This window comes from Bacillus sp. 1735sda2 (assembly GCF_024159245.1).
GTDB lineage: Bacteria > Bacillota > Bacilli > Bacillales > Bacillaceae > Bacillus > Bacillus pumilus_O.
The window spans coordinates 3,936,249-3,948,679 of the sequence record NZ_JAMYWZ010000001.1 but is presented as its reverse complement, the minus strand read 5'-3'; the positions used below and the strand labels follow the sequence as shown (position 1 = coordinate 3,948,679).

General features: G+C 34.3%; 12 protein-coding genes. 10 read left to right on the top strand and 2 right to left on the bottom strand.

Features of this window, described 5'->3' with window-relative positions; translation table 11 throughout:
- Positions 1-6 precede the first annotated feature (6 nt).
- The 9 genes from NKR21_RS20600 to NKR21_RS20560 all read left to right on the top strand — a co-directional run bounded on the left by NKR21_RS20600 (position 7) and on the right by NKR21_RS20560 (position 10,966).
- Complete coding sequence (locus NKR21_RS20600) at positions 7-672, top strand: EcsC family protein (protein ID WP_144457307.1); 666 nt, start codon at positions 7-9, stop codon at positions 670-672.
- A complete protein-coding gene (locus NKR21_RS20595) occupies positions 666-1,532 on the top strand; it encodes a flagellar hook-basal body complex protein (protein WP_144457305.1) in 867 nt (288 codons plus the stop codon). The genes NKR21_RS20600 and NKR21_RS20595 overlap by 7 nt, the downstream gene beginning before the upstream one ends.
- Before the next feature lie 210 nt (positions 1,533-1,742).
- Positions 1,743-3,296 carry a ribonuclease YeeF family protein gene (locus NKR21_RS20590; RefSeq protein ID WP_234935772.1) on the top strand — a complete coding sequence of 518 codons (1,554 nt, stop codon included), beginning with the start codon at positions 1,743-1,745 and terminating at the stop codon, positions 3,294-3,296.
- 15 nt (positions 3,297-3,311) lie between these two features.
- Positions 3,312-3,818 (top strand): DNA polymerase III, encoded by a 507-nt coding sequence (locus NKR21_RS20585; RefSeq protein WP_144457301.1) that lies wholly within the window; start codon positions 3,312-3,314, stop codon positions 3,816-3,818.
- A 613-nt stretch (positions 3,819-4,431) separates the two neighbouring features.
- On the top strand, positions 4,432-5,241 hold the full coding sequence (locus NKR21_RS20580; protein ID WP_144457299.1) for a S8 family serine peptidase: 810 nt from the start codon (positions 4,432-4,434) through the stop codon (positions 5,239-5,241).
- 1 nt (position 5,242) lies between these two features.
- Positions 5,243-6,103, top strand: coding sequence for an SAR2788 family putative toxin (locus NKR21_RS20575; protein ID WP_024424012.1), 861 nt, complete (start codon positions 5,243-5,245; stop codon positions 6,101-6,103).
- Positions 6,104-6,109: 6 nt separating this feature from the next.
- Positions 6,110-6,691 (top strand): Imm64 family immunity protein, encoded by a 582-nt coding sequence (locus NKR21_RS20570; protein ID WP_144457297.1) that lies wholly within the window; start codon positions 6,110-6,112, stop codon positions 6,689-6,691.
- A gap of 245 nt (positions 6,692-6,936) precedes the next feature.
- Positions 6,937-10,029 (top strand): AAA domain-containing protein, encoded by a 3,093-nt coding sequence (locus tag NKR21_RS20565; RefSeq protein ID WP_144457295.1) that lies wholly within the window; start codon positions 6,937-6,939, stop codon positions 10,027-10,029.
- 88 nt (positions 10,030-10,117) lie between these two features.
- Positions 10,118-10,966 (top strand): MBL fold metallo-hydrolase, encoded by an 849-nt coding sequence (locus NKR21_RS20560; RefSeq protein ID WP_144457293.1) that lies wholly within the window; start codon positions 10,118-10,120, stop codon positions 10,964-10,966.
- 57 nt (positions 10,967-11,023) lie between these two features.
- Here NKR21_RS20560 and NKR21_RS20555 read toward each other — a convergent pair whose 3' ends face one another.
- A complete protein-coding gene (locus NKR21_RS20555; RefSeq protein ID WP_144457291.1) occupies positions 11,024-11,266 on the bottom strand; it encodes a hypothetical protein in 243 nt (80 codons plus the stop codon).
- A gap of 17 nt (positions 11,267-11,283) precedes the next feature.
- Positions 11,284-11,532, bottom strand: coding sequence for a hypothetical protein (locus NKR21_RS20550; RefSeq protein WP_144457289.1), 249 nt, complete (start codon positions 11,530-11,532; stop codon positions 11,284-11,286).
- 392 nt (positions 11,533-11,924) lie between these two features.
- Here NKR21_RS20550 and NKR21_RS20545 point away from each other — a divergent pair, with 392 nt between their 5' ends.
- Positions 11,925-12,431 (top strand): LURP-one-related/scramblase family protein, encoded by a 507-nt coding sequence (locus NKR21_RS20545; protein WP_144457287.1) that lies wholly within the window; start codon positions 11,925-11,927, stop codon positions 12,429-12,431.

The window sequence follows — 12,431 nt, the reverse complement described above, 5'->3', positions numbered from 1 at the left end:
AATTCTATGGGGAAAGAATTAACTCAACACAAAATGGTGCAGCTACTTGACTGGTGTTTTGAGAAATCATTGAATGGTTTTTCAACCTCACTTTCTGCAAAGCAGTTAGCGGAAGATTATTTGAAAAAGCATCGATCTAGAGAAGATGCAGTAAGCGCTTTAATACGTTGGCAGACCGCAAAAGTCGGTGCAACTGGGTTTTTAACTGGTGTGGGTGGTGTAATGACTCTGCCTGTTGCTGTCCCAACAGATATGGTAACTAATTTATATAATCAAATTCGTATGATTGCGTGTATTGCTTATTTAAGAGGATACGACTTGCAAGACGATAAAGTGAAAACATTTGTATACATTTGTTTAATTGGAAAAAGTGGAATAGAACTAATCGAAAAATTGAGTTTAACTATAGGAGGAAAATTGGTTGTAACTACAATACACAAAGTCCCTAGACAACTACTAGTGAAGATTAATCAAAAAGTTGGTTTTAGACTTGTAACAAAGTTCGGATCAAAAGGTGCTGTTAACTTAATTAAACTTGTCCCAATTGCTGGTGGTGTGATTAATGGTTCGTTTAATGCTAGTGGAAATATGATCATTGCAAAGGTAGCAAAAGAAGTATTTGTTCCTTTTGACACATTACGAGAAAAAGCAGAGGGGGAAGAGACGTGTTAAGGTCAATGTATTCTGGTGTTTCTGGTTTAAAAGCCTTTCAAACAAAACTTGATGTTATAAGTAATAATGTTGCCAATGTAAACACTGTATCTTATAAGAAAGATCAGGTTACTTTTAAAGATATGATGAGCCAAACACTGGAAACTGCTTCATTAAACAAGAATTCTAAACAAGTTGGATTAGGTGTATCTGTAGGTGCAATTCATACTAAACATGCTCCAAACAGTCTTGAAACCACGGGAAGAACACTAGATGTATCTATCCAAGGGGAAGGGTATTTTATAGTTCAAAAAGGAGCGGATGATACAAGAACATTTACAAGAGCAGGTAACTTCTATATTGGAGCTGATGGTGTACTTGTGAATCAAGATGGTGTTCCGATTAAAGGATTAGCTAGAAATAATCAAACAGGTGAAATATTGCCACCATTTAATAACACGATTCTTCTAGAATCTATTATAATTCCAAAGCCATCTGATTGGGATGCTACTTCTGGAGAGGAACGCCCAAATGTTAATATTCAATCAATTGGGAAAGATGGAACGGTTTATTATACGATTGTCGGTGATGAAGGTACATTAAGAGAAGCAGGACCTATTGTTCTAGCAACCTTCAATAATCCAGCAGGACTGGACAAGATCGGTGGAAACCTATATCGTAAAACTGCAAGTTCTGGTGATGAGCAATATGATCCAAATGATGATAGCAAATTGAGATCAGGTACATTAGAAATGTCTAATGTAGATTTATCGGATGAGATGACCGAGATGATTATCTCTCAACGGGGGTTTCAATCAAACGCAAGAACACTGACAACCTCTGATGATGTATTGGCTGAACTTATGCAGCTTAAGAGATGATGTGAAGTAGGAAAAAGTCGAATCCAGTGAAAACCTAAAAGTCACAAAAGGCTGCACAGCTTTAGCGTGTGGCTTTTTGCTATTTTTGTTAATGAACTCGAAATATTTCCAATTAATAGATAGAGATAGTAAAATAATACATGTGAATTAAATAAAGGGTGGTGACTTTCCCTGAATAAAATACTTGATGCAAAAGCACTTACAAAAGCCATGGATACAAGAGCAAAACACTATCAGGAACTTCGCGAACAAATGGTCGATTTAAAAAAGGCATTACAAGGTGTCGCAAACCTCGGTGATGACTTCACTGGGAAAGGTGCAGATAACATTAAAAGCTTTTATAAAGAGCTGTCTGGAAATGTAGACATGTTTATTAGCTTTATCGATAAGCAAAAAGCCTTTCATGAGGGTGTTTCTGGGACACTAGATGATACAAACTTTGGCGGCGATACCTTTGTAGAAGAACACTTTTTAGACAACGCAGTACATATGGGCATCAAGAATGCCAAAAGCATTGTAAAGGATCAGAAAAAGGCACTCAAAACAATTTTTGAAGACATTGATGATCTCATTTCTCTAGAGGTATTTGATAGCCAAACCTTTGATGAAAAGATTGCAGATGCGGAAGACGAGCGAAAAAAGACGGTTAAGGATTTAATAGAGCTTGATCAAAATTTAAAAGATGAATATGCTTTGTCAGAAACGGAACAGCAGGCTACAATGGCATTGTACGCTAAAATGATCAATGCGACAAATGACGGAAAAGCGATTTCGCCTATGAATTTTGACAAAAAAGCGTTTCAAGATAGTGAAATCTACAAGGCAAAAAGCGATATTGAAAAGCAAACTTCTGAATATCTGAAAATCAAAAAAGAACAAGGAGAAGCACGCAAGATAGCAAAGGAACAAGAAGCACTCGCCAACCGTCCTTGGTATGAAAAAGCCCTGGACTATGGAGGAAACATCGTGAATGAACTGACTGGCGTGAACGATGCAAAACGTGCCGCAACAGGCGTTGACCCAATCACAGGTGAAGAGCTCACCGCAGGACAGCGAGTCGCTGCAGGCGGCATGGCAGCAGCGGGTTATATCCCAATCGTCGGTTGGGCAGGACGCATTTTCAAAGGCGGGAAAGCTGTCTATAAAACCACCCAAGCCACATCAGCCGCAGTTAGGGCAGTCGACATCTACAAGACGTCCCAAAAGTCCTTTGATACCTTAAAAACATCTCAAAAAGGTTTATATGGCCTTACCGCCACGAACGGCTTCAGCGAAGCTATTACGGGCCGAGATATGTTTGGAAACAAGGTTTCAAAAGAACAGCAGGAAGCGAGTATGAATGCAGCACTTGCAAGGGTTTTGCCGTTTGGGGTGAATGGGTTTCAGGGGAAAATGGGGATTAAGGGGAGTGCTCCAGTACCTACAAAGCCAAATGGTGGTACTAACCCTAAAGATTTTGTTAGTCCACATTCTGAAAAACATATGTATGACTCAAGTAGACCGTCAACTCCTAATAGGTCTCAATATGGTAAAGATGTAGATGTTTCTAAGTTAAGGGAAGAAACAATGGCTAACCCTGATAAGGCTTATTCAAACTGGCCAAATCCTAATAATCCGAATCCCAATAAAATAACCAAGTATTATAAAGAATTTGATGGGAATATCAGTACACCTGATACACCAACTGGGAGTCATAGGGTATTTGAAAACTTAGATGATCCAACAAGAAGTTCACACTTCCCTTACGTTCCAAGAAATAAATAGAGAGAAGGTGATTACATGAGTGACTTACTATACCATGCATATTTTCCCGAGAGTCATGAGTTTCATGTTTCACAGCAGGAAGTCATGAACAGTGGCATTAAATATTCTACGAAGTCAAATCATAGATATAGTAATGGTGGAAGAGTGAAATTAGAGAGAACAGAAAACTTAAGACCTTCGGATATTCCTAAATGGATTAATTTCAAAGAAGCAATAGGCGCTGATATAATCAATCGTTTTTCCGAGTCTTTTTGTTTCCCTATATTTACGGACAAGATATTTGTATTTGATAGTGAAATTTCACTTTCTATTTATGATCAAGCATTCTATGAAGATATGAAAGAGTTTGATGAGGAAGCTTTAAATTTTGATACTGGAGAAACGATTGATTATTGGATTGAGCAGTACTGGAAAAGTATGATCCCACTTAAAGATTATTTGAAAAAAAGACCTTATCCAAAGCCAGAGATATTAATATTTGAACCTGTACCGAAGGAAATCATTAGTTTTTGTGAAGAGTGATAAGCACTTTCTAATTTAAGTGTAGTTCTAGAGATCTTCTAACATAAAATAATTTTAGAACCTTGGTAGAGGTTAGTCTCCACCAAGGTTTTTTAATAACCTCATTTAAAGGCATCACGGTGAGCCTTATCATAAGTGAGTGAATTTTATTAGTTTTTAATATGCTTATGTCTATTCCTTCAAAAGAATTATCTCAATAATCAAAGGAAAAAGTTTTAAATAAACTATAAAAGATGTTCAGGAGTTTTTCAAAGCTTCTGAACATCTTTTTATGTTTGATTAACGACAGCTACAAACAAAGGAAATTGTCCAAAATCTTTGTTTGAAATTAAAAGTAATTAAGTTAATAATTACGTTCATTAAATAACTAATTATGGATAAAAATATTGAATTTGCCATTATGTTAAGTTATCATATATTTGAAGTTAAGTGATTCTTAAGTCATGAATAGGAGGTTTTATATATAAGAATAAAAATTCACACGTTTATAATTAGTATAATAGTTTTAGTTTTCTTAATTGTTTTTTTTGTATTTAATAATTTAAACAATACGAATAACGAGAGTGAGAAAGCTAACTTCAGTGAAGACATAAAAGTCCAATGGAATATTAAGTTGCTCGATCCATATATGAACAGTGGAAGAAGCGAAGGAAGAACTAAAGTTAAAATAGCTATCTTAGACAGTGGTATTAATCAACAACATCAGGATTTAAAAGGTATTGTTAAAAAGGAATATAATGCTGTTACTCCCAAAAGACCTGTCACCGATGATTTTGGTCATGGCACTGCCGTGGCAGGAATCATTGGAGCAAGACAATCTAATAAAGGTATAACAAGTTACAATCATTCAGGTGTGAAGCTTTATGATGTTAAGGTTTTAAATCAACAAGGTAAAGGAGATGTTGATTCTTTAATAAAGGGTATTGAATGGAGCATAAAAGAAGGTGTACATATAATCAATATCAGTTCAGGTGTAGTTACTAATAAAGCTAAATTAAAGTCATCCATTGATAAAGCAGTGTCACATGGAATAATTATAGTAGCTGCAGCAGGTAATACATATGGAACTGGTGTAGAGTATCCAGCGAAATACACAAATGTGATATCAGTTAATTCTATTAAAAAAAATCTTAAAAGGCCAAGCTCAGCAGCAAGAGGAAAGATAGATTATATTGCACCAGGAGTTGATATACTCTCTACTAATCTTAGGGGGGAATATAGTTTGTTTACTGGAACCTCCTTTGCAACCGCACATGTTACTGGTGTAATTTCACTGTATGTTCAGGATTACTTGAGTAAATCTAAGAAGTTAAATGTTGATGAACTTATGAAAAAGTTGAAACAAGAATCCCGAAAAGTTCAATCTTTAAATGATGATGAGCAAGGGAACGGATTAATAATCTATAATCATAAAGGAGCCTAAAATGAATTATAAAAAAATAATAACTATATTAATAGTGACTGCGATGGTAATTGTAAATTTACCAATAAATCAAGCCGAAGCAATTAGTGAAAGTAATGAAGTAAATAATCAATTGTTAGAAAATCAGTTTGATGAGATTAAGCAGGAAGTCTATGATGAATTAAATATTGATTATACTGATGAGTTGGATATTAATTTAATTGACTTAGAAGAAGAATCACTTCATATTGAAACTACCTTTAACTCAGAAGATCTTGAAGTTAAGGGTGACCTTGAAATGAGCTTAGAAACGGAAGAAATGAACTTTACGTCATCTATTATTGATGAAAATGGTAAACTTATTAACAAAGAATATGACATTGCCGTTGAAGAGGCGGATAATGAAACGTTTAAAGCTACCTTAACAGATAAAGACTCTGGTGAAAAATACACTGTTAATTCTGAAGAAATTGAGGCTTCTATTTTACCAGCTATTATTTTAGGTGTGATTATCAGAACTTCTGCTAAGATTGCTTTTAAGATGTATACAAGAAGTCAAATTTTAAGAGCTGTTACTGCAGTTACGTTTAAATCTGTGCAGCTACAAAAGAAATTTAAACATGCTGTTGATTTTGGTGTAAAAGGATCTTATAGCAAGGCAAATGCAAAAAAATTTGAAACAGCTCTAAGAAACCACGTAAGTCGTTCAAGTCATGTATATAGAACAAAGCATAGTGGACAATCAGGTTACGTTATGATGCATTTAAAGGGGAATAAAGCTGCATTTTTCAAGCAGAATGGTGAATTTATTACTGGTTATAAGCTCTCAACGAAACAAAAAAATAACTATGTTAGAATCGGTGAGTTAATAGTTAAGAGGTGATTAATAATGAGTATAGGTGGATCTGTAAATATTGGTGTTGTTTTTCGTGAAAATGATCATATTCAAATCTTTCAGTCTTTCGTAAATTCCTTAAAAAAAATGGACGTGTCCTTTAAAAAAGTAAAGTATAGTATAGATACAGATGGAAAAAATTGGATTGAACAAAGTATTAGTAAAAATATCATCGAAGATTCATATTTGTCTGGTCACTATACAGAATTTGAAGTATTAAATCTATTAAATAGTTCTAAACCAGTAAGATTAACAATTCATATAGAAGATGGATACTTTGGTTTCTTACTAGATTTTAACTGGGAAGAAGTAGCCTCTCAAGAAGTATTTATTCTTCAAAATCAAATGATACAGTTTTTAATCGAACTTTATCAGGATCTCTCTTATCATCATGCGTTCATTGGTCACGAAATTGAAGTTGATGTCCATCCAGATGATTTTGAAGATTTCATTGGAGAAGCTAATTATCCAGTTGGGATTATTGGTAAAACGGATAGATTAGCTATTTATTATGGTTCTGTTGGAATGGATGGTTTATCTGCTCAAAAAAAGAGAACAGAATTAGTTAATTTATAGATCAAGCAAGCGTCATTCAATTCTATTGAATGACGCTTTATTTATTTAATGGCGTTAATAAAACCATCTATAGAAAGGTTATTATAAAAAATTTGAAATATATTTAGTTTATATTTTGCTGGTTCATATAACTGCAATATGGAATTGAGCGACACTGGAAAAGTATGTTATTATTTAATATTAAAGAGTCAAAAACTATTCAAAAGTATAATTATTTAAATATGCTCGATAACAGGAGATATAGCATGAATAAAAAGGAAGATATTCTAAATGCATGGATTACAATAGAGCAGTTAGCAGAAGGTTCAATTAATAAAAATGGTAAATTATTAAAGACATTTCATCGTATTGAAAAAGATTGGCAACAATTCTTTATGAATTTTTTATATTATCAAAAACAACATAATAATATGTCAGATAAAGCCTTTAAAAAGTCTGGAATCGTATTTTACTTTGGTATTTTCAATTTCCAAGAAGTTGTTGATATTTTGAGAGAAAAATATAATATTGAGAAAACTTATGAGGAAATAAGTAATTCGGAAAAATTTACTTTCGCTTTATATTTTGATCATCAACTAAATCTGGTGGCTGATAAAGTGTTTTTAACAATGAGCGGTTATATTCGCGAACATGACCATTTACCTGATGATTTTTTAAAAGTTGAAACTTTATTTAGAGAAGAATTAGATCGAAAATTTGAAGAGGGTTTTCATAATGTGTTCTCTGAACTTATACAAAAGTATCATGTATCAATAGATAATTTCCGTTATAAATTCATACGACATCTGGATAATGAGGATATAAATCTACATTCATTCTTTATTGAAGATTTAAAAATGGCAAAGTTAATTGATACTGAAAATATAAACAGATATTTTAACGGGTTTACTGGAAATAGAAGAAATCTAGACAGTCATAAAGAGTCTGAACATTTTAACGCTTATATTTTTGAGGAAATTGCTTTAAAACCAAAAAATTATCCGTTAGGACGTTTTCCATCAAACCCTGATTATGCACTCTATTTTATGCAACAAGCAGCTGTCAATTTAGCTTTAAACGACAAAAACGATATCCGAAGTATTAACGGCCCACCAGGAACAGGCAAGACAACATTGTTGAAGGATATTTTTGCTGATTTAGTCGTACAACAGGCTCTAGCTATTTCAAATCTTTCTAATAAAGTGATTCAAGGCAGTCTGGCCTATTGGCAAAATGCTAAACTTGGCGTGTTACCACGATCTATTTCTGATAAGAATATTATTGTGGCAAGTTCAAATAATGGAGCAGTCCAAAATATCGTTAATGAATTACCGGTGAAAGAAGAGATTCCTAAATGTTTTCAAGATCAATTAGAGAAAGCAAATTATTTCAAAGATATTTCTAATTCTCAACTAAAAGGAGAAGGATTTGGGAAAGATCGATACATTATAAGTGAACTGCTCAATGATAAAAATTGGGGTGTTTTTTCATTAGAAGGTGGAAATTCAATCAACATGAATAAATTGTTTCTCAATATAGAGGCAATTGAAAAAGATTTAGAGGAAGATGATCAATCGAATACTGGAGTATATCAGGAATTCAAACGGCTTTATAATAAATTAAAAGTTGAAAGAGACAAAGTAGAAAAATATAGCCAAAAATTATATAAAATACGAAAACTAAAGATCAAATATATAAATCAAGTTAAAGAATTTGAAAATGAGAAAACAGAAAAACATAAAGTTTTGACTAGTAATGAAAAAGAAGCAAAAGCTGAATTAGAGAGACTTAGAGAAGAGGAATTAAAATTTCAAAAAGTTTTATCTAATGTTTCTGTTGAACTTGAAAATTTATCAAGGGCAGAAGTACAAGCTGAACGAAATTATCATGTTCTTACTTCACAAAAGCCTAGTTTTTTATGGTTTCAGAAAATATTTAATAAATCTAAAATCGAACATTATTTCAAAAAGCTAAGCAGCGTGAATAAACACTTAAATGATCTAACTCAACAAAAAACAACGCTTACAAATGATTATAGACAGCTTGAAAAGCATCTAGCTAAAAATGCTGTTAAAAAAGAGTATACTCAAAAACAAATGATGGAAAGAAAATCTACCTACGAACGATGGGTGAATGCTAAGAATAATGATTTGGGAAAAATGAAAAAAGAAATTGATGCATTTGAAAAGAACAAGTCACAAAATGAAATTAAGGAAATAGACTTTTCTTTATCATACGAAGAACTCCAAAAGTCTAATCCTTGGTTTACAAAGGAGTTTCGTATTTTACAATCAGAATTATTTATTTCGGCTTTAAAAGTTAGAAAGCAATTCCTCAATGAGAATGTAAGAAATTTAAAAGCAGCAAGGATTATCTGGAATAAACAATCAAATTACATTGCGAAAGAGAATGGCCATGAGATAATTTCAGAAGCATGGCAATGGATCAATTTCGCTGTGCCAGTTATCAGTACTACTTTTGCAAGTTTTGGTCGAATGTTTAAAAACCTCAAGGAAAATTCAATAGGCAACTTATTTATTGACGAGGCTGGTCAAGCATTACCGCAGGCTAGTGTAGGAGCCATTTTTAGAAGTAAAAAAGTAATGGTTGTTGGAGACCCCTCACAAATAAGGCCCGTATTAAATTTAGATCCAAATGTTTTAACTTTGATTGGAAGACACTATAACGTAGACGAAAAATTTGTATCTGCTAATGCATCCACTCAAACAATAGTAGATGATACTAGTCAGTATGGATTCCAAAAAAACGAAGACGAATGGATTGGAATTCCACTGTGGGTACATAGACGTTCAAACTATCCAATGTTCACGATTTCTAATGAAATTTCTTATGATGGTTTAATGGTACAAGGAAAAAATGAAGATGAGGTGCAGGGGAGATCAGAGTGGCTTCATTGTGTGGGAAAGGCGAATGACAAATATGTTAAAGAACAAGCTGAGTTACTAAAAAATCAAATTACTAAGCAGTTACAAGCAAATACAGATTTAGCTGATGATATCTATGTAATATCTCCCTTTAGAAATGTTGCTTATCAAATTACAAGAGTTTTAGATGAAATTTGCTTTACTAAACGAAAAGACGGTAAACCAACAAATGTAGGTACTGTTCATACTTTTCAAGGAAAAGAAGCGAAAATTGTCTATTTTGTCCTAGGAACAGATTCAAATAGCAGTGGAGCAGCAAAATGGGCTGTTTCAGAGCCTAATATAATGAATGTGGCGGCCACTCGAGCTAAAGAAGAATTTTATATTATTGGTGATAAGAAATTGTATGCATCTCTTGGAAGTGACGTTGCAAACAAGACTATTTCAATTATTAATGACTATAATAATAAGTGAATTTCAAACTTATAACAATACGTACAACTGGCTTGTAACCGGATGCGTAAGTATACTTCAATATACAATCTAAGAAAGCAGGCACACCATGCACACAATCAAAAAAATAGGCCAAACCTTTGCCTACATCACACCAGTATCACTTACCGACCGCCCCATCCTAGGCATGGTCGTAGGCAATAACAAAACATTAATGATCGATGCTGGTAACTCGGAAGATCATGCGAACTATTTTATCCAAAAAACTTTAAAACACGAGAACGCCACGCCCGATATGGTGGTCCTCACGCATTGGCATTGGGATCATATTTTTGGTCTGCCAGCGCTGCCTGATACGGTTTCAATTGCTTCTGCAAAGACCAGAAAGGAAATGGAGAAGCTTCTTCCGTTTTCGTGGTCTGATGAGGCGATTGATGAGCGGGTGAGGGAAGGAACGGAGATTGAGTTTTGCGCGAAGGCGATAAAAGAAGAGTATCAGGGTCATCGAGATATTCAGGTGGTTTTACCGGATGTGACGTTTGATCGTCGGATGGAGATTGATCTTGGCGGGGTCACTTGTGTTGTGCAGCATGTTGGGGGCGATCATGCCGCAGATTCAGTGATTGTGTATGTGAAAGAAGAGAAAATCCTGTTTCTTGCTGATTGTATTTATCCGAAAATGTATGCCGAAAAAGTACATTATACGGTGAAAGAAATCTTGCGTCTTTTAGATGAGTTAGATGCTTTTGATGCCGAAACGTATATTCCTTCACACCAAAGACTGTGGTCAAAAGAGGAGTTTCGTCAGGAAACAGACAAGCTTCGGATGATGGCGAATTACACTGATCTATTTAGTGGAGATCAGCAGAAAATCACGAATGAATATCAAAAGTACGTGAACAGAGAACTGAAAGAAGATGAATTAGAAACTATAGAGTACTTTGTAGATGGGTATTAAATAATAAATAAAAAAGTCTCATTTGAGTGATTTTCCTCAAACGAGACTTTTTTATTTCTATGGTAACCCTACAAAGTCTTCTGCATCACGAACTGTGACAGACATATTTTTAGCATTAATAATAATGACACAATCCCAAGTTGGCTTAATTTGCAGTTCATCATTTTCATCAATACGGATAATCCCTTTAAATTCAACAGTCTGTTCTATAAAGACCATTTTCTTTTCTGTATCATCTTTGACAGCTGTTACATGTTCAGGATAGTGAACTGTCCAATCATAAAAAGTGGTTTTCTTCATAGTTCCTCCTGCTTTTTTCATTCGTACACTTCTCCGAATACTTCTTCTGTTTGCCGGATTGTTAGAGATTTGTTGGTTGGATCAATTGAAATGACACAATCCCAAGTCGGTTTGATTTGTAGCTCGTTGTTGTCATCCATCCAAATGATGCTATTTAGTTCAATGGATGGCTCTAAAATGACCATCTTCTTTTCATGATGATCTGTTATTGCCGTTAAGTCTGCTTGTAATTGAATGGTCCAATCAAAAAAAGTGATCTTTTTCATTGTATCTCCTCTCATCATCGCTTATATTTCCATTATAACTTGAGTGTCTTCTGATACAATTTTTTATCAAATCTTCTAATACTAGAGAGGTAACTTACAGATGGACAAAATACCTGACCCATACGCCACCTTCAAAACCAAAATATCCAACTATCCAATCGAACAAAATCATTGGCAAGCCTTCAAAGATGGAACAAAGATTAAACAATTAAAAGCAGGCACATGCATGATCAAAGCTGGCGATCCAGTGAAGCATGAAAAAGAATCTCTGACATGGTTCAGTAATCGAAAACCACCTGCTATTAGGTGGTTTTTTTTGTACATTCTATTTTTTGGTATAATCAGGGGTAAGGGAAGAACGGATAAATTTTTGAACTGAATCGGAGGTATTTATGAAGCAGCTTTATATGAAGCAAAAGGTATTTAGTCTGAGCGGTAGGTTTACGGTAAAGGATCAACAGGAGAACGATGTGTATGTGGTCGAAGGTAGCTTTATGAAGATGCCGAAGACGTTTACCATTCTGAATACAGAACGAGAAGAAATTGCTGTAATTACGAAGAAAATGTTTAGCTTTTTACCGAAGTTTTTAGTAGAAGTTGGTGGTCAAGAGGTATTGACGATCAAAAAAGAGTTTACATTCTTTAAAACAAAATATTCAATTGATGCCGCGGGTGTAGAAGTACAAGGTAACTGGTGGGATATGAATTTCCAAGTGCTCCAGAACGGCGAAGTGATCGGTCAGGTGAAGAAGGAATGGTTTACATGGGGTGACAGCTATAAGGTTGATATTTTAAAAGAAGAGATGGAGCCTATGATGATTGCACTCGTTGTTGCAATTGATTGTGTGAAGGCGGATGAAGCGGCGTCTAGGTCTTCGTCGTCGGCAACAACGAATTAG